This is a genomic window from Cellulomonas sp. NPDC058312 (assembly GCF_042880135.1).
In the GTDB taxonomy this organism is placed as follows: Bacteria; Actinomycetota; Actinomycetes; order Actinomycetales; family Cellulomonadaceae; genus Cellulomonas.
In genome coordinates this window covers 61,021-79,152 of the sequence record NZ_JBHVZE010000001.1, presented here as the reverse complement: position 1 = coordinate 79,152, position 18,132 = coordinate 61,021, and the positions used below count along the sequence as shown (strand labels likewise).

Sequence of the window (18,132 nt, the reverse complement as noted above, 5' to 3'; positions counted from 1 at the left end):
GACCAAATCGGCATCGGATGGCTCTGCCATGAGTCCTCCGGCGGCGCACTTCTAGCGCGTCGCTGGATCACCCCGTGGGGCCAGGCAGCCCGAGCCCGGCACCACCGGGTGCATCCCAACTCCAGTCACCGCCGCCCTCGCGACAGATCCAGCACCGTCGTCGTGTCGTACACCTCCCCCGGCCGCAGCGTCGTCGTCGGGAACTGCGGCTGGTTCGGCGAGTCCGGGAAGTGCTGCGTCTCGAGCGCCAACCCGTCGGACTGCCGGTACACGTGCCCGCCCGTGCCCACGAGCGTCGCGTCGAGGAAGTTGCCCGAGTAGAACTGGATGCCCGGCTCGGTCGTGTACATCGTCAGGGTCCGCCCGGAGTCGGGGTCGCGCAGCCGCGCGGCGAGCTGCAGACTGCCGTCGTCTGGCCGGTCGAGCACCCAGTTGTGGTCGTAGCCCTGCCCGTACAGCAGCTGCTGGAACGGCTCGCGGATCCGCTCACCGATCGCTGTCGCGGACCGGAAGTCCATCGGCGTGCCGGACACGTCCGCGATCTCCCCGGTCGGGATCAGACCCGCGTCGACCGGCGTGTACCCGCTGGCCGGCAGCGTGAGCTCGTGGTCGAGGATCGACGAGGTGCCCTCGCCCTGGAGGTTCCAGTAGGTGTGGTTCGTCAGGTTCACGACCGTCGGGGCATCCGTCGTCGCGGTGTAGTGGATCTCGAGGCGCTGCTCGCGGGTCAGCGTGTAGGTGACCTGGACGTCGAGGCTGCCCGGGTAGCCCTCCTCGCCGTCGACGCTCGTGTAGTCGAGCTGGAGCCCGACGCTGCGGTTGCCCTGGATCGGCGTAGCGGCCCAGACCTTCTTGTCGAACGACTCGATGCCGCCGTGCAGGTGGTTGCCGTTGTTGTTCTGCGCGAGGGTGTACGTCTGGCCGTCGAGCTCGAACTGCCCGTTCGCGATGCGGTTCCCGTACCGGCCGATGATCGCGCCGAAGTACGGGCCGGGGTTGTTGTTGTCGATGTACCCCTGCAGGTCGCTGAACCCGAGGACGACGTCCACCGGGTTGTTGCGCCGGTCCGGGACGTCGAGCGACTGGATGATGCCGCCGTAGGTGAGGATACGGACGGTCATGCCCCGGTTGCTGAGCGTGTACCGCTCGACGGGGGTGCCGTCGGCGGTCGTGCCCCACGGCTCGGCGGTGATGGTGGCGCTGTCGTGGTGCCCGCCGCCCTTGTCCCCGCCCCAGCGGTCGGCGGAGTCGTCGGCGCCCTGCGCGGGACCGCCGGAGACGAGCAGAGCTGCGACGGCGAGCGGGGCGACGGTGCCCGCCAGGCCGCGACGGAGTAGACGCATGCGCATGTGAATCCCCCAGTCCACGTCGGCCTGCGCCGCCCCCTGGGACGTCGTCGTCCCGCGGCGCGGCGACCCGTGGTGACGTGGGTGGGGTCGGGGGCCGGGAGGGGCGGTGCGGTCAGGATCGACGCTAGGACCGTCTGCGCAGCAGGTCAATGACGGCAGAATCAGCGCCAGGACGGGCCGCACCGCAGCCTCCTGACCGGTCGCGGTATCGAGAGCGGGGATGACTTCCTCGCCGTCCCGGTGCCCGCATCCGCACCCACGATGCCGACGTTGGCGGTCCGCAACCCGACCTGAGGAGGACCCCCATGACGGCAGCCGAGGTCACCCGAGCGCTCGCCGGCTTCGAGCAGCGGCTGCGTGACCTCGGCGTGCCCGTCGTGGAGCGACTCCGCCCCGGCCTCACCCGGGCGGAGGTCGACCAGGTCGCAGCCGAGTTCGACGTCGTCCTCAGTGCGGACGCGGCTGCGTGGTGGATGTGGCACGACGGCGACCGGCTGCGGTACGAGGACGACTGGGGCAGGCCGAGCCTGACCCCGACCGGCGTGTTCTGCGGCCTGCGAGCCGCGCTCGAACGGTCGCAGCAGGCCCACGAGGCGACCTGGGACCAGGACGTCGACCCTGCACGACCGGATCTGGACTGGCGGTTCCACCGGGAGTGGGTCGCGCTGATCCAGGGCACGACACCCGTGATCGTCGACTGCCGCGAGCCCGCAGCGCCCGGCTCGCCGACCGGCGTCTGGGCAGCCGACGGCGGGCTCGGGCACACCATCACCCTCGCCGAGCGGATCGGGTGGTGGCACTGGGCGCTCGACCACGGCCACTGGGTGCCGCGAACGGACGGCACGTGGCTCGTGGACGACGCACGGTCCCCGGGCAACCTCGTCGGCTTGCACGCGAGGGACAACGCCAGTTAGGCGCACGGTGGCTCACGAGGAACGACCCGGAGTCGTCGCCGCCCCCAGCGAGTGCCGCATCCGAGGGGTCGTGTTCGTGCTCTGAGCCATCGCCCCTCGCTGCGCCAGTACCGCGCGCGAGTCGCTTGCTCGGGCGCCTCCGGTCGCCTGACGCCGGCCTGATCGACGTCCTCCGCGGAACCGGCCTCTCGGGCGCTTCTCGGTTCGTATCATGTTCAGGCTGATCAACAGGTGGAGGGGGCCTGAATGCTGGGAATGCGCGTCAACACGGACAAGCTCCGTTCAGTCGCCGACCGCCTCGACGCCGTCAGTGCCGACCTCGAGGGCCCGACGACGGCAGCTGTGCTCAGCCACACGGCCGACTACGGCGACGCCGCGCTCCAGTCAGCTGCGCGCGCCTTCCTCGACTCGTGGACGGTGGGGCTGCGTTTCGCCCGAGAGTCGCCCGCGGAGCTCGCTGCCGGAGTCCGTGAGAACGCATGCACCTACGACGAGATCGATGCCAGCGTCGCCGAGTCGTTCCGCCGGCTCGAGCAGTACGACCCGGTTCTCATCGACGAGCCTCTCGGATGACGACGTTCCAGATCGGCTTCGGGACCAGTGCCGCAGACCTCATCCCCGGCGACTCGGCTGCGCTGCAGAGCGACGCGGCGCACACACGATCCGTCGGTCACTCGCTGGACGTTGCTGCGTCCGACGTGGGACGCGTCGACATCGGCCCCTGGGAGGGACAGGCTGCCGACGGCTTCTCCGGCACTCTCGCAATGCTCCGATCTCGCCTGATCGTCGCGTCGGAGACGCTCGCGGTCGCCGCAGACGCGCTGGACCGCCACGCGTCGGTGCTGATCGAGGCACGCCAGCGCGCGCAGCTCTGCATAGACGGCTATCTCGCCGAGTTGCGCTGCCTCCCCGATGACTCGGCGGCCAGTGGGCCGACGCCGGCACAGTCCGAGGCGATGCTCGGGCTCGCCTCGACGCTTCGCGCTGTCGCCGACTCCGAGCGCATCACCGCATCGGCCTTGCACGCGTGCGCGGAAGTGGGCCCCAGCGGGACGGGCGTGATGGACTGGCTCCGCCCGAGCGACAACCCGTGGCATGCCGACGCGTACAGCACGACTGAAGCCGTCCAGATGGCGAGCGTCTTCGCGTTCGGAGGTGGGCGAACTGGCGCGAGTCGCGGCGGGCTCACCGCACTCAGTGCGGAACGAGTGGCGATGTACGAGCAGCTCGTCGCTCGATCCTCGACACCTGAGTGGCTTCGCCCGCTCTACCGCGGCCAGCAGTTCAACTGGCAGAACTACGACCGGTACGTCGCCCGCGAGGTGTGGATCGACGACGCCGCGAATGGCGCGCGCTACCGGCTCGACTCCTACTCTCCCGGGGAGTTCGTCGTCTCGCGACGCTGGACCCAGCTGGGCGAGATCACCGAGGTCTCGGGCAAGCGCTACATCGACGAGATCATGAAGAAGTACAACCCGTTCGAGCCTTCCCTCCGGATCTCGGACACACCCGGCAACCGATCACAGCTCGGCAGTCATGCGGTCGGAGGTGGACTGATGGGCCGCCCGGTCTTCGAGGTACCGGTGCAGACCACTCCCATACCGCAGACGGTGCTGGAACGGGCGAGCCAGTTCGACATCACCATCCGTGACCCGAACGGCACCATCTACCGAGTTCACCCCTGAGGAGCGCCATGTCGGACGTGCTGTACACCGGCCGTTGGAGCAGCGACACCCGACGGCCGTTCCCCGGCGTCGGCTGGTACGACGAGGTCCGGGCTCGGTCCGCCTACGAGCAGCGCGCCGAGCTCGTGTGCGTGGTGGACGCGCGCGAGCGCCTGGACGACGACCGCCCTCGGCAGCGGTGGGTCATCGGTGCGTCCACGACGGGCGACTTCCGGTGCTCGTTCTTCACGCCCGCCGGGACTCTCTACCGTCAGATCGACTACGTCGAGCGAGACGGCCGGCTGTGGCGCGAGACCACCCTCGACTACCGCTATCCCGACGACGAGAGCTTCTACCTGAGCGGCCTGGAGTCCCTCGGACACACCATCGCCCGTTTCGCCCCCGACGGCAGCGGTTCCGTCCTCTACGTCGAGTCCGGCAACCCGGTCGCCGAAGAGGTCCAGCTCCACGACGCCCCCGTCACGGGGTTCTGGCTCGACCGTCCGGAGTTCGGCGACTGGTCGCGGCTGTCCGACCCGCTGTACGGGGTCCCGACCGACCCCGATGCCGACCACGCCGCCGACCACCGGCGCTGAGCCCGCCTCACCCCTTCACCGCCCCCGCCATCACCCCCGACACCAGCTGCTTCCCCGCCACCACGAACACCACCAGCAGCGGCGCCGCCACGAGGAACACCCCCGACATCACCAGCCCGGTGTCGGTCGTGAACGCCCCCTTCAGCTGCGGCACCACCAGCGGCATCGTCAGCTGCGACCGCATCACCACCGACGGCCAGAAGAAGCTGTTCCACGACCCGACGAACGTGAACAGCGCGAGCGTCGCGGCGGCGGGGCGGGCGGCGGGCATCGCGATGGACCAGAACGTCCGGAACATCGACGCCCCGTCGACGCGGGCGGCCTCGATGAGCTCGTAGGGCAGCGCCTCCTGGAGGTACTGGGTCATCCAGAACACCCCGAACGCGGTGACCAGCGTGGGGACGGTCAGCGCGAGCAGGGAGTCGATCCACCCGAAGTCGTTCATCATGATGAACATCGGGATGGTGCCGACCTGCGCGGGGATCGCCATGGTCGCGATGACCGTGACGTAGAGGGCCTTGCGGCCGCGGAACGTCAGCTTCGCGAAGCTGAAGCCTGCGAGCGTCGAGAAGAACACCGTGGACGCGGTGACGGACACGGCGACGAGGACCGAGTTGGCGAACGCCGTCCAGAAGTTGAACTGCGACGCGTTGACCACCTCACCGAAGTTCTCGAGCAGGACGAGCGTCGGGAAGAACGTCGGCAGCGTCCCGACGGCGCGGGCGACCTCCTGTGTGGTCGACGAGCCGTACATCGCGGACGCGTACAGCGGGAAGACGGACACGACGAACACGACCGTGAGCAGCCCGTACGTGACCCAGCCGGGTCGGCGCCCGCTGGACTCGTGGGGGCGGACGGGCCGGCCGCGCGCCGCCCGCTTCTGCGCGTAGACGGCGGCCCCGCGGCCCGCGGTGTTCTCGATGAAGCCTGTGCTCACCGGTTCGCTCCTTCCTGGATCTTCTCGGTCCGGTCGACGGCCCCCGGCTCGGGCGCGACGGGCTCCCGCGGCGCCCCGGCCGCGATGGCCCGCGCCCGGGCGACAGCGGTGTTGTGCTGCGCCCGGGTGACCCGGGACGACCGAGTCTGCGTCGACGAGATCGAGCGGGTGAGCAGGAAGTTGCCGAGGGAGAACAGCGCGATGATGACCGCGAAGATCCACCCGACGGCGGCGGCCTGCCCGAGGCGGTCCTGCCAGTCGCCGAACCCGAGGTTGTAGAGGTACAGGACGACCGTCGTCCACTGGTTGTCGGCGCCGCCCTTGCCGCCGCCGGTCCCGCCGCCGTCGAACATCCGGGCCTCGTCGAAGATCTGCAGCCCGCCGATCGTCATGGTCAGCGTCACGAAGATCATCGTCGGGCGGATGCTCGGGATGGTGACGGAGAAGAACTGCCGGGTCCGGCTGGCGCCGTCGACCGTGGACGCCTCGTAGAGCTCGCGCGGCACCGCCTGCATCGCGGCGAGGAAGATCAGCGCGTTGTAGCCGGTCCAGCGGAACACGACCATCGAGCCGATCGCCGCGTGCGACAGCATCCGGTCCTGGAAGAACGGCGAGTCGACGCCGGTGAGGATCCCGAGGTCGTGCAGGTTCGGCACCAGCAGGCCGAACTGCCCGAACACCTGCCCGAAGATCATCGACGTCGCGACGGGCATCACCACGAACGGGACGAGCACGCTCATCCGCCAGAACGTCCGGGCGCGCAGGTTCTGGTCGAGCACCGCGGCGATCACCAGGGCGAGCACGAGCTGCGGGATCCCGCCCCACAGGAAGATCCAGAAGGTGTTCTCGAGCGACCGCCAGAACAGCGGCTGCCGCAGCACCCAGGTGAAGTTGTCGAGCCCGACGAAGTCGCCCATGCCGGCGCGGCGGTGCCAGTCGTGCAGGGCGACGACGACGTTGAACAGCAGCGGGAACGCGCCGAACACCGCGAAGAGCAGGAAGAACGGTGAGACGTACAGGTAGGGCGACACCCGGATGTCCCACCGGGAGAACCGCTGACCCCACCCCATGCGGCGCGCGCCGTGCGGCGGGCTGGAGCTCGATGACATGGCTGAGCCTTCCGTGACGGTCGTGTTCCCGGGGCGGGTCAGCTCGCGGTCTCGAAGCCGAGGGCCTCGAAGTTGCTCACGACGGTGTCCCAGGCCTCCTGCGCGGTGGCGCTGTCCGACTCGACGAGCCGGATGCCGTCGGTGACGAGCGTCTGGATGCCGGCGAAGTTCTCCCCTCGGTACCCGCCGGCGGCGGCGTCCCCGGCGGCGGCCGCGAGCTCGCCGTAGATCTGCCCGACCTGCTGGTCGCCGTAGAACGGGTTCTGCGCCTCGGCGATCTCGGGCGCGGACATCGCCTCGAGCTGCGACGGGAACTGGCCGGTAGTGTTGAACCAGTCGATCGCGGCGTCCGGGGAGGTCAGGTAGTCCGCGAGCGTGGTGGCCCAGGCGGTGTTCTCGCCGGTGGCGGGCACGGCGAAGAACGAGCCGCCCCAGTTGCCGCCGCCCTCGGGGAACGTGCTGGCGATCCGCCAGCCGTCCACGCCGACGGCGTTCTCGGCGATGATCCCGGTCATCCAGGCGGGGGTGACGACGGTCGCCCACTGCTGGTTCTGGAACCCGGCGCCCCAGTCGGCGTGGCCGATCGCGATGCCCGCGGAGATGTCGTCCTCGGCCGCGTCGGCGAACATGCCGAACAGCTCCTTGACCTCGGTGTTGTCCGCCAGGTCGTAGGGCAGACCCGACTCAGGGTCCTCGAACGCGGCCGGGAGCAGGTTGATCGCGGCCTGGAACGCGTTGGTCAGCGAGTCGACGAAGTAGTTGTCGCTGACCGCCACGTACTGGCGGCCGGCGTCGAGGAAGGTCTGCCACGTGGCGTCGTCGCCGCCGATGAGGTCCCCCATCGACGCGGGGTCGGTGGCCAGCCCCGCGGCGGCGGTCATGTCCTGGTTGAACGCGATGGCCAGCGGCCCGATGTCGGTGCCGTACCCGGTGACGACACCGTCGACCGAGCCCTGCGTGACCTTCCAGTCGACCCAGCGGTCCGGGATCTCGGGCAGCTCGGCCCAGTCCTCGGGGACGGCCATCATCTCCGTCCACCAGTCGAGCTCGACCAGGTGGACGTCGGACAGGCCGGCGCCGTCGGAGGCGAGGCCGTTGCGCAGGACGGTCTGCGCGGACGCGCCGTCGGGGAACGAGTTGACCACGACCTCGATGCCGTACTCCTCCTCGAACGAGTCGAGGAGGTCCTGCGGGAAGTCCATCCACGCGGCGACGGTGAGCTGGTCCGGCTTGTTGCCCTCGCCGGCCGCCTCGGGGGCGCTGCTGCCCCCGCCGCAGGCGGTGAGCGTGAGGGCGGACACGGCGACGACGGCGGTGGCGACGGACGTGCGGGTGATCCTCATGGAGAGGTCCTTTCCGGGGTGGTGCGGGTCAGGGGGTGGGGGTCAGGCGACGGGCGCGACGGAGGCGACGGCCCAGGGCGCCAGCTCGAGGTCGATCGTGAGGACACCGCGGGAGTCGACCGCGATCGTGCGGCGGTCGAGGTCGTCGGCGACCTCCCGCAGCTCGGCGACGTCCTGGCGGGTCAGGTTGAGCGGCTCGCCCCGCTCGTGCCAGGCGTGCGCGACGTCGCCGTGCTCGTGGTCGAGCACCTCCACCTGGTAGGCGGCGCCGGGACGGAGGCCGGCGACGGTGTGCCGGACGCGCCGGGCCGGACCCTCGTGGGCGTGCCGGCGCGCGTCGAGGTGGCTGCTCGCGCTGCCGACGGACCGAGTGCCCATCGACTCCGGGTAGTTGAAGAACACGGCGGCGACGGCGTCGTCCGCGGTGCGGGTGACCACCCCGTGCTCGGTCTGGAGGGCGAGGGTGCCGCCGAGGCGGTTGAGCATGGCCATCGCGTGGAACGTGGGCTTGTGGATGCCCTGCTCGTTGACGAACCCGAACCCGCCGTGGAACGGGCCGATCCCGCCGCCGCCCTCCTCGAAGACGTCGGTGAACGTCCAGTAGGAGATCGAGTCGGCGAGGTCGTGGCACTGCAGGAACGCCCGGACGATGTACGTCGCGGCGTACAGGGTGTCGTGCATCCGGTCGCGGCTGGACGGCGACGTGGACCACTCGGTGATGTGCACCTCGGCGTCGGGGTACGGGCTGTCGGCGAGGATCGCGCGCAGCACCCGCAGGTCGTCGCGCGTGGCGTCCCGGTGCCGGCTGATCGGGCGGCCGACGCCCTGGGTGTCGAACGCGAAGTCCGTCGGGTAGAGGTGGGTGGACAGGAAGTCCAGCGGCAGGTCGCGCTCGGCGCAGTACGCGATGAGCTCGCGCACCCACACGGGCTTCCAGGGCAGGACGTCCGGGTCCGGGGCCTCGGCGGTCGCGCCCTCCACGGACGGGTCGTGCACCTCGCCGTCGTACCGGGCGTCGGGGACGAACACCGACGACGACGGCCCGCCGACCCGCAGGCCGGGGTCGATGGCCTTGAGCGCCCGGGCGGTGGCCTCGTAGAGCTGGAAGTACTCGGTGCGCGTCCCCGTCCAGAAGTGCGGGACGAGGTTCGGCTCGTTCCAGACCTCGAACGGCCAGCGGCGCACCTCGTCGAGGCCGTAGCGGCCGATCCAGTGCTCGACGGTCGCGGTGACCAGGTCCACCCAGGCGCCCATGTCGGTGGGCGGGCTGCCGTGCGCCTTCCACCAGAACAGCGTCTCGGTGTCCCGGGCGAGCTCGCGGGGCATGAAGCCGAGCTCGACGAACGGGCGGGCGCCGGTGTCGAGGATCGCGTCGACGACCTTGTCGACGTACGCGAACGTGTGGACGGGCTTCTCGAGCGGGGTGGGCGGGCCGAACCCGCCGCCGTTCGCGGTGCGGTAGACGAACATGTCGTCGTGGAAGATCCCGTGGAACCGCACGGAGCGGGCCCCGAGCACGTCGACCGCCTCGCGGAAGTGCTCCTGCCAGTCGGCGCGGAGCGCCTCGTTGGCGCGGCCGGCGCCGAGGCAGGCGTTCCAGACGTGCCGCAGCGGCAGGTCGGCCGCGGGGCGGCCGTCGATCAGTAGGGTTGACGCCGGTGCGTCGACAGTCACGCAGACCTCCAGTGGTCGGCAGGGCAGCGACGATGCGGCCCTCACTAGTCCGAAACCGTTTCGCAACGGGTATCGTGGGTCGAACGTAGAGGAGCGGCGTGGAGTCTGTCCAGAGTCGGGCATGAACTCGTCGCAGACGCCACGAACCACGCGCAAGTCTCGAAAATGTTTCGGCCAGAAGGAGCAGCATGTCGAGTGACGCGGACCGGCGACGGCCCACCCTGGCCGATGTCGCCGCAGCCGCAGGCGTGTCCAAGGCGACCGTCTCCAAGGCGCTGAACGGGCGCGACGACGTCTCGGCGGAGACGCGGGAGCGCGTGCTCGCGGCGGTCACGGAGATCGGGTACCGGCCCACGACCACCCCGGCGACGGGCCCGGACCGGCGGGCGGTCGCGGTCGTCTTCGACATCCCCGCCTCGCCGTACATCCTGGGCGTGCTCCAGGGCGCCCTCGCCGGTGCCACCGACGAGCACGTCGACCTGCTCTCCCGGCTCGCGCCCGACCGCTCCGCGCGCACCCACCGGGCCGTCGCGCGCGAGTGGGTCGCCGACCAGCGGGCCGCCGGCGTGGTCGGGATCGTCGGGCTGACGCTCTCGTACCCGGACGGGCTGATCCGCGCCGCGAGCGACGCGTCGATGCCCTTCGTCATGGTCGACCCCGTCGACACCCGGCACGAGCACATGGTCAGCGTCGGGTCGAGCAACTGGGCCGGCGCGCGCACGGCGACCGAGCACCTGATCGGGCAGGGGCACCGGCGCATCGCGTGGGTCGGCGGGCCCGAGGGCTCCGACGCCGCCCGCGACCGGCTCTACGGCTACCAGGCCGCGCTCGACGCCGCCGGGCTCGCGGTCGACCCGGCGCTGGTCCGGGCGGACCGGTTCGACGTGGCCACCGGCACGCGGCACGCCCACGACCTCCTGACGTCCGCGCAGCCGCCGACGGCGATCATGGCCGGCGACGACGAGATCGCCGTCGGCGTGCTGGCCGCCGCGCACGCGCTCGGCGTCCGGGTCCCGGAGCAGCTCAGCGTCACCGGATTCGACGACACCCCGCAGGCCGCCTGGACCACCCCGCCGCTGACGACGGTGCACCAGCACCTCGAGGACATGGGGCGGATGGCCGTCCGGACGGTGCTCGCGATGGCCGACGGCGGGCGCCCGGCGTCCCGGCACGTGGAGCTCGCGACGTCGCTGACGGTCCGCGCGAGCACCGGCCCGGCGCCCGCCTGAGGGTCACGCCCGCCCGGACTCCCCCGGCGGCGCCGTCGACTCCCGCACCACGAGCGTCGTCGACAGCTGGACGTGGTGGGAGTCCACGCGCTCGCCGCGCGCCAGCTGGAGCAGCGTGCGCAGCGCGACCCGACCCATCTCGACGACGGGCTGGCGCACGGTGGTCAGCGGCGGCGCCGCGGAGGCCGCCGCCGGGCTGTCGTCGAAGCCGACGACGGACAGGTCCTCCGGGACGCGCAGGCCGTGCCGCTGCGCGGACGCCAGCACCCCGAGCGCGATCGAGTCGGACGCGGCGAACACCGCGGTCGGCCGGTCCGGCCGGTCGAGGAGCTCGTCGGCCATCGCGAGCCCGGCGGCGAACGTGTGCGCCCGCGAGCGCACGAGCGACTCGTCGACCCGCCCCTCCCCGGCACGCACCGCGCTGAGGTAGCCCTGCAGCCGCTCGGACGACGGCAGGAACGACTCGGCGCCGCCGGCGAACGCGATCCGCCGGTGCCCGAGGTCCAGCAGGTGCCGGGTGGCCTGGACCCCGCCGGAGAAGTTCGTCGAGCCGACCGAGACCGTGGAGTCGTCCATCGGGTTCGCCGGGTCGATGTGCACGGTCGGGATGCCGAGGTCGCGCAGCAGCGCGTGCTGCTCCGGCGCGGGCTGCGTGGTGACCAGGACCACGCCGGCGCGGTCGCCCGCGGCCTGGCGGTGGATCCACGCGGGTGACAGCGGCCGGGTGCCGGGACCGGGGACGTCGACGACGTCGACGACCACCTCGATGTCGTGCTCCCGGGCGGAGGCCACCACGCCCTCGAGCACGCGCATCGCGTAGAGGTCCGACAGCGTGCGGAACACCACCGCCACCCCGGGCGGCGGGGTGCCGGGGCGCGGGCCCGTGGACGGCGCGTAGCCCAGACGCTCGATGGCGTCCGCCACCCGTCGGCGCGTCGCGGACGAGATGCCCGGGCGCCCGTTGAGCACCTTCGAGGCGGTCGACGTCGACACCTCGGCGGCGGCGGCGACCTGCGCGAGCGTCGGTCGGCGACGGGGGTCAGCAGGCATGCGGCCCACCCTAGCGAAATAGTTTCCTCGCGAGAAGCACCGCGTCACGCTCCAGAACGGCTTCCCTGTGCGTGGACGCGCGCCTACAGTCGGTCCGAGCACACCGGCGTGGAGAAAAACTTTCGTCCGCCGACGGGCACCGACGCCCGCCGCGCGACCCACCCGGGTACGAACCGGAGGACGACCCCGTGACCACGTTCCACGTCGCCGTGACCGGCTCCGACCGGGCCGCCGGCACCGCCGCCGCCCCGTTCCGGACGATCAACCGCGGCGCCCGCGCCGCCCTGCCCGGGGACACCGTGCGGGTGCACGCGGGCACCTACCGGGAGTGGGTGCGCCCCGTGCGCGGCGGTACGGGCGAGGACCGCCGGATCACGTTCGAGGCCGCACCGGGCGAGCACGTCGTCATCACGGGCGCGGAGGTCGTCGCCGGGTGGATCCACGAGGAGGGCGGCGTCTGGCGGGCCGAGGTGCCGCACACCCTGTTCGGCGACCTCAACCCGTTCGACGAGCCCGTGGCGGGCGACTGGCTGCACCCCGGCCCGGTCGTCCACCGCGGCGCGGTGTACCTCGACGGCCGCGCGCTGCGCGAGGTCGCCGACCGGGACGCGGTCCTCGCGCCGCCCGCGCGCCCCGCCCGCACCCGGTACCAGTGGACCGCGCTGGACACCGACGTGGTCGACGACGGCGACCCCGACCTGGTCTGGTACGCCGAGGTGGGCGAGGACCTCACGACCATCTGGGCCGGCTTCGGCGGCGCCGACCCGGGCACGGGCGTGGTCGAGGTCAACGTCCGCCCCGCGGTCTTCTACCCCGAGCGCAGCCACCTCGACTACATCACCGTGCGGGGCTTCGAGCTCGCGCAGGCCGCGACCCCGTGGGCGCCCCCGACCGCCGACCAGGTCGGCCTGGTCGGACCGAACTGGGCCAAGGGCTGGGTCATCGAGGACAACCTGGTCCGCGACTCCCGGTGCGCCGGGATCTCGCTCGGCAAGAACGCCGCGAGCGGCGACGGGTTCGCGACGGAGCGCGGCGACAAGCCCGGCTACCAGTACCAGATCGAGTCGGTGTTCACCGCGCGGCAGCAGGGCTGGGACGCCGAGCACGTCGGCTCGCACGTCGTGCGCCGCAACGAGATCCGGGACTGCGGGCAGAACGGGGTCGTCGGCCACCTGGGCTGCGCGTTCTCGACCATCGAGGACAACCACATCCACCACATCGGCACCCGGCACGAGTTCTCGGGCTACGAGATCGCCGGCATCAAGCTGCACGCCCCGCTGGACGTCACGATCGCCCACAACCGGATCCACGACACGACGCTGGGCATCTGGCTCGACTGGCAGGTCCAGGGCACCCGGGTCAGCCGCAACCTGCTGTACCGGAACATCCGGGACCTGTTCGTCGAGGTCGCGCACGGGCCGGCGACGGTCGACCACAACGTGCTGGCCTCGCCGATCGCGGTCGAGCTGTTCAGCCAGGGCACCGCGTTCCTGCACAACCTCGTGCTCGGCGCGGTCCGCGTGCAGCCCGTGCTGGACCGCGCGACCCCGTACCACGTGCCGCACTCCACCCAGGTCGCGGGATACGCGTTCGTCTACGCCGGCGACGACCGCTGGACGGGCAACCTGTTCGTCGGCGCCCGCGGCGGCGTGTACGGGCCGGACGCCCCGCTGGTGCTCGAGGGCCACCCGCCGGAGACGTTCGGCACGCACGCGTACGAGGGAGCGCCCGCGACGTGGGCGGAGTACCTGGACCGGGTCGGCGCCCCCGGGTCCGGCGACCACTCCCGGTTCCACCACGAGCGGCAGGCCGTGCCGCTGCGGTCCAACGCCTACGCGGACGGCGCCCGGCCCGCGTCCCACGAGGTCGACGCCGTCGTCTCCCCCGGCCCGGCGCCGGTCCGCGTGGTCGAGGAGGGCGCGCAGGTGCACCTCGAGCTCGACCTGCCGGCCGCGCTCGTCGCACCGCGGGTGCCGGTCGTCACCGGGGCGGACCTCGGCCGGGTGCGGATCGTCGGCGCCGCGTTCGAGCACCCCGACGGCACCCCCCTGGTCGCGGACCTGGACCTGGTCGGCACCCGGAAGGTCACCGGCACGCCCTACCCGCCCGGCCCGCTGGCGCGGCTCGACGCCGGCGCGACGCGCGTCCGGGTGTGGTGAGCGCCGTGGCCCGCTCCTACGCGCCCGTCGTCACCGCCCTGCACCCCGACGGCAGCCTCGACCACGACGGCAACCTCGCCGTCTGGGAGCACGTGCTCGGGGGTGGGGTCGACGGCATCGTGCTGCTCGGCAGCACCGGGGAGTTCTTCGCCCTGCGCCCCGACGAGAAGCGCGCGCTCGTCGACCTCGCCGTCCAGCACGTCGCGCCGCGCGCCGACCTGATCGTCGGCACCGCGTGCCCGCGCCTGGACGAGACCGTCGAGCTCAGCCGGTACGCGCTCGACGCCGGGGCGCCCGCCGTGATGGTGGTCGGCCCGTCCTACTTCGCGCTGGACGAGGCCGCCACCGAGGCGTACTACTCGGCGGTCGCCGAGCAGGTCGACGGCGACCTCTACCTGTACAACTTCCCGGCACGCACCGGGTACGACGTCGGCCCGGACGTGGTCCGCCGGCTGCTGCGCCGGCACCCGAACATCGTCGGCTACAAGGACACCGTGCTCGAGGTCGGCCACACCCGCCGCCTGCTGACCGCGCTGCTGCCCGAGTTCCCCGACTTCCGGGTGCTCGCGGGGTTCGACGAGAACCTGCACCACGTGGTGACCTCCGGTGGTGCGGGGGTGATCGGCGGGCTCGCGAACCTGTACCCCGAGATCAGCGCCGCGTACCTGCGGGCGGTCGACTCCGGGGACGCGGCGGCGATTGCCGTCGCCCAGCGGAAGGTCGACCGCCTGATGGACCTGTACGCGATCGGCGTGCCGTTCTTCCCGCTGCTCAAGGAGGGCATGGTCCGGCGCGGGGTCGCGCTCGGCCGCACCTGCACGCCCCCGCACCTGCCCGCCACCCCCGCCCAGGTCGACGCCCTGGTCGCCCTGATGGCCGCCGTCGAGGAGATGCCGTGACGTCCTGGGAGTCCCTGCTCGAGCCGCACGACGGCATCTACACGCTGCGCAGCCACGCCGAGGGGCCCGCGGGCCGGCTGCCGCTCACCGCCGAGGGGCTGCGCACCTCGCCCAGCGGCGACGTCTTCGGCATGACCCAGAACGCCGGCATGGGCTGGCCCGTGGCGAACATGCTCGGGCCGCAGGTGATGATCGTGTCGACCGCCGGGGGCCTGCGGTCCGAGGCGGGCGAGCCGGTCGCGCTCGGGCTGCACTCCGGGCACTTCGAGCTGGTCGACCAGGTACGGGCCGCGGCCGAGACGCTCGCGGACGCCGGGGCGCTGCCGTTCGCCGCGTACGTCAGCGACCAGTGCGACGGCCGGGCGCAGGGCACCACCGCGATGTTCGACTCGCTGCCCTACCGCAACGACGCCGCGATGGTGATGCGCCGCCTCATCCGGTCGCTGCCGACCCGGGCGGCGGTCCTCGGCGTCGCCACCTGCGACAAGGGCCTGCCCGCCACGATGATGGCGCTCGCCTCGCAGCACGACCTGCCGACGGTCCTGGCCCCCGGGGGAGTCACCCTGCCACCCGTCCGCGGCGAGGACCTCGCCCGGGTGCAGACCCTCGGCGCCCGGTTCGCCAACGGGGAGCTCGCGCTCCAGGACGCCGCGGAGCTCGGGTGTCGGGCCTGCGCGTCGCCCGGGGGCGGCTGCCACTTCCTCGGCACCGCCGGCACCGCGCAGGTGGTCGCCGAGGCGCTCGGCCTCGCGCTCCCCCACTCCGCACTCGCCCCGTCCGGCGAGCCGGTCTGGGCGGAGATCGCGCGGCAGTCCGCGCGCGCCGTCCTCCGGCAGCGCGAGCGCGGCCTGACCACGCGGGACATCCTCACGCCGGAGGCCTTCGAGAACGCGATGGCCGTGCACGCCGCCGTCGGCGGGTCCACCAACCTGCTGCTGCACCTGCCCGCGATCGCCCACGCCGCCGGAGTCCCCCGCCCGACCGTCGAGGACTGGGTGCGGGTCAACAAGGCCGTGCCCCGCATCGTGAGCGTGCTGCCCAACGGGCCGGTCCAGCACCCGACCGTCCGGATGTTCCTGGCCGGGGGCACCCCCGAGGTGATGCTGCACCTGCGCGCGCTCGGCGTGCTGCACCTCGACGCCCTGACGGCCACGGGCGAGACGCTCGACACCGTCCTGGACTGGTGGGCCGGGTCCGAGCGCCGCGCCCGCATGCACGCCCTGCTGCGCGACCAGGAGGGCGTCGAGCCCGACGACGTCATCATGAGCCCCGACCAGGCCCGGCGGCGGGGCCTCACCGCGACCGCCACGTTCCCCCTCGGCAACCTGGCCCCCGAGGGCTCGGTCATCAAGTCCACCGCCATCGACCCGTCCCGCGTCGTCGACGGCGTGTTCCACCACCTCGGCCCGGCGCGGGTGTTCACCTCCGAGGCCGCGGCGATCACGGCGATCAAGGACCGCGCCGTCGACCCCGGCGACATCATGGTCATCATGGGCGGCGGCCCCCTCGGCACCGGCATGGAGGAGACCTACCAGGTCACCTCCGCGCTCAAGCACCTCAGCTACGGCAAGGAGATCTCGCTGGTCACCGACGCCCGGTTCTCCGGCGTCTCGACCGGCGCCTGCATCGGCCACGTCGGCCCCGAGGCGCTCGCCGGCGGGCCCCTCGGGCGGCTCCGCGACGGCGACCTGGTGGAGATCCGGATCGACGTGACGCGGCTGGAGGGGACGGTCGACTACGTCGGGGACGCCGCGACGCGGCTGACCCCCGAGGAGGGCGCGCGCGTGCTCGCCGCCCGGGACCCGCACCCCGACCTCGCCCCGCACCCCCTGCTCCCGGACGACACCCGGCTGTGGGCGGCGTTGCAGGAGGTCAGCGGCGGGACGTGGAACGGGGCGGTGTACGACACGGACCGGATCGTGGCGGTGCTGCGGGCGGGGATGGCGGCGCTGGCGGGCGAGGGCGCGGAGCCGACATCAGACTCCGCCGCATCTGGCGTACAGGAGTCGCACCCCCGGCGACCGCTCCCACAGTCCGACCAGTAGTCGCCACGGCTAACTGACACCGGTCCCGCGACAGGTCCAGCACCGTGGTCGTGTCGTACACCGCTCCCGGCCGCATCGTCGTGCTCGGAAACCGCGGCTGGTTGGACGAGTCCGGGAAGTGCTGGGTTTCCAGCGCCAGCCCTTCGGACTCCCGGTAAACGTACCCGCCGGTGACGACGAGCGTCGCGTCAAGGACGACTGCCCGTGTAGTACTGGATGCCGAGCCCGTTCGTGTACGTCGGCAGCGCCCGCCCGAAGTCGGGGGTTGCGCAGCCGGGCGGCGCGCTGCAAACCGCCGTCTTCGGGCCAGTCGAGCACCCAGTTGTGTCGTAAACCTGCCCAAACATCTCCGCCATCTTCCCGGTGGGGATCAATCCGGAGTCGACCGGCGCGTAGGCGCTGGCCGCCAGGGTGAGTTCGTGGTTCAAGATCGACGACATGACCTCCCCTTGGCGGTTCCAGTAGGTGCTCGTCATGTTCACGACCGTCGGGGCGTCCGTCGTCGCGGTTAGTGCATCTCGAACCTCTGGTCGCGGGTCAGCGTATCGGCGAATTGGACGTCGGGGTTGCCCGGCTACGCCTCCTCGCCGTCGGGACTCAGGTAGTTGAGCCGCTGGCCGACGGTGCCGTCGTTCTGGATCGGCGTCGCGGTCCAAACCCTTGGCGTCGACGCCGTTGAAGCCACCATGCAGGCTGTTCAGGTCGCTCGTATCGCGAACGGCGAAGTCAAGCTCGACGGCTACCACGTACCAGCTGCCGAGCTTCGGCGAGAACGCTGCGTACGGGACGGGCTTCACCAGGTATCCGAGCACCTCGACCTCGTACCCGCGGATCGCGAGCTGGGCCATCAGCGTGCAGAAGACGAAGCTGGCGCCGGCCGACCTCGCGAATGCGGTGGGCCGTGTCGAAGCCGCACCAGCGTCCAGTAGGACCACGTCGAGGTCAGCGCGGCATTGCCGGACGAGATCCCAGCCGTCCGCGTACGTACTGATCGTGAGGTCGTCGGGGTGTTGCAGGGAGACCTCGCCAAAGCGGTCGTCGTCGGCGGCGATGGCGATGGCGATGGCGATCTGCCATGCGGGCGCGCGACCCTCGCGCGGTGCCGCACCGATCGTCCGTGCGCCGCCCGCCCGGGACGGGAGCAGGTCGCCCCACCCGGTGATC

General features: G+C 72.1%; 15 protein-coding genes. 8 read left to right on the top strand and 7 right to left on the bottom strand.

From position 1 onward, the window contains the following. Positions 1–125: 125 nt before the first annotated feature. Positions 126–1,343 (bottom strand): aldose epimerase family protein, encoded by a 1,218-nt coding sequence (locus ACFVXN_RS00355; RefSeq protein WP_389225527.1) that lies wholly within the window; start codon positions 1,341–1,343, stop codon positions 126–128. Positions 1,344–1,654: 311 nt separating this feature from the next. Between ACFVXN_RS00355 and ACFVXN_RS00350 the strand changes: the two genes are divergently transcribed. From ACFVXN_RS00350 to ACFVXN_RS00335, 4 genes are all read left to right on the top strand, one after another. Further along, positions 1,655–2,263, top strand: coding sequence for a hypothetical protein (locus ACFVXN_RS00350; RefSeq protein WP_389225524.1), 609 nt, complete (start codon positions 1,655–1,657; stop codon positions 2,261–2,263). A 246-nt stretch (positions 2,264–2,509) separates the two neighbouring features. Next, positions 2,510–2,836 carry a hypothetical protein gene (locus ACFVXN_RS00345; protein ID WP_389225521.1) on the top strand — a complete coding sequence of 109 codons (327 nt, stop codon included), beginning with the start codon at positions 2,510–2,512 and terminating at the stop codon, positions 2,834–2,836. Then, the gene (locus ACFVXN_RS00340; protein WP_389225518.1) at positions 2,833–3,948 is read left to right on the top strand and encodes a putative T7SS-secreted protein; all 1,116 of its coding nucleotides are present in this window, start codon (positions 2,833–2,835) and stop codon (positions 3,946–3,948) included. The genes ACFVXN_RS00345 and ACFVXN_RS00340 overlap by 4 nt, the downstream gene beginning before the upstream one ends. 8 nt (positions 3,949–3,956) lie before the next feature. Further along, complete coding sequence (locus ACFVXN_RS00335) at positions 3,957–4,523, top strand: hypothetical protein (RefSeq protein WP_389225515.1); 567 nt, start codon at positions 3,957–3,959, stop codon at positions 4,521–4,523. Positions 4,524–4,530: 7 nt separating this feature from the next. Here the strand turns inward: ACFVXN_RS00335 and ACFVXN_RS00330 are convergent, their stop codons facing one another. Genes ACFVXN_RS00330 through ACFVXN_RS00315 form a run of 4 tightly spaced genes read right to left on the bottom strand, consistent with a single transcriptional unit; the run spans position 4,531 to position 9,586 of the window. After that, positions 4,531–5,460 carry a carbohydrate ABC transporter permease gene (locus ACFVXN_RS00330; protein ID WP_389225512.1) on the bottom strand — a complete coding sequence of 310 codons (930 nt, stop codon included), beginning with the start codon at positions 5,458–5,460 and terminating at the stop codon, positions 4,531–4,533. After that, positions 5,457–6,569 (bottom strand): carbohydrate ABC transporter permease, encoded by a 1,113-nt coding sequence (locus ACFVXN_RS00325; protein ID WP_389225509.1) that lies wholly within the window; start codon positions 6,567–6,569, stop codon positions 5,457–5,459. The genes ACFVXN_RS00330 and ACFVXN_RS00325 overlap by 4 nt, the downstream gene beginning before the upstream one ends. Before the next feature lie 38 nt (positions 6,570–6,607). Continuing rightward, entirely contained in the window at positions 6,608–7,912 is a 1,305-nt protein-coding gene (locus tag ACFVXN_RS00320) for an extracellular solute-binding protein (protein ID WP_389225506.1), read from the bottom strand. A 42-nt stretch (positions 7,913–7,954) separates the two neighbouring features. Beyond that, positions 7,955–9,586, bottom strand: a complete 1,632-nt coding sequence (locus ACFVXN_RS00315) for a beta-xylosidase (RefSeq protein WP_389225503.1) — start codon at positions 9,584–9,586, stop codon at positions 7,955–7,957. A 188-nt stretch (positions 9,587–9,774) separates the two neighbouring features. Between ACFVXN_RS00315 and ACFVXN_RS00310 the strand changes: the two genes are divergently transcribed. After that, a complete protein-coding gene (locus tag ACFVXN_RS00310) occupies positions 9,775–10,815 on the top strand; it encodes a LacI family DNA-binding transcriptional regulator (RefSeq protein WP_389225500.1) in 1,041 nt (346 codons plus the stop codon). A 3-nt stretch (positions 10,816–10,818) separates the two neighbouring features. On the opposite strand, the gene ACFVXN_RS00305 is transcribed toward ACFVXN_RS00310, so the two are convergent. Continuing rightward, on the bottom strand, positions 10,819–11,865 hold the full coding sequence (locus tag ACFVXN_RS00305; protein WP_389225497.1) for a LacI family DNA-binding transcriptional regulator: 1,047 nt from the start codon (positions 11,863–11,865) through the stop codon (positions 10,819–10,821). Positions 11,866–12,053: 188 nt separating this feature from the next. Between ACFVXN_RS00305 and ACFVXN_RS00300 the strand changes: the two genes are divergently transcribed. The 3 genes from ACFVXN_RS00300 to ACFVXN_RS00290 are packed head-to-tail and all read left to right on the top strand — an operon-like array spanning position 12,054 to position 16,968. Beyond that, a complete protein-coding gene (locus tag ACFVXN_RS00300; RefSeq protein ID WP_389225494.1) occupies positions 12,054–14,024 on the top strand; it encodes a right-handed parallel beta-helix repeat-containing protein in 1,971 nt (656 codons plus the stop codon). A gap of 5 nt (positions 14,025–14,029) precedes the next feature. Continuing rightward, positions 14,030–14,923 carry a dihydrodipicolinate synthase family protein gene (locus ACFVXN_RS00295; protein ID WP_389225491.1) on the top strand — a complete coding sequence of 298 codons (894 nt, stop codon included), beginning with the start codon at positions 14,030–14,032 and terminating at the stop codon, positions 14,921–14,923. Continuing rightward, positions 14,920–16,968 (top strand): YjhG/YagF family D-xylonate dehydratase, encoded by a 2,049-nt coding sequence (locus tag ACFVXN_RS00290; RefSeq protein ID WP_389225489.1) that lies wholly within the window; start codon positions 14,920–14,922, stop codon positions 16,966–16,968. Before ACFVXN_RS00295 ends, ACFVXN_RS00290 begins: the two co-directional genes overlap by 4 nt. 188 nt (positions 16,969–17,156) lie before the next feature. Here ACFVXN_RS00290 and ACFVXN_RS00285 read toward each other — a convergent pair whose 3' ends face one another. Continuing rightward, positions 17,157–17,816 carry a hypothetical protein gene (locus tag ACFVXN_RS00285; RefSeq protein WP_389225486.1) on the bottom strand — a complete coding sequence of 220 codons (660 nt, stop codon included), beginning with the start codon at positions 17,814–17,816 and terminating at the stop codon, positions 17,157–17,159. Positions 17,817–18,132: the final 316 nt, after the last annotated feature.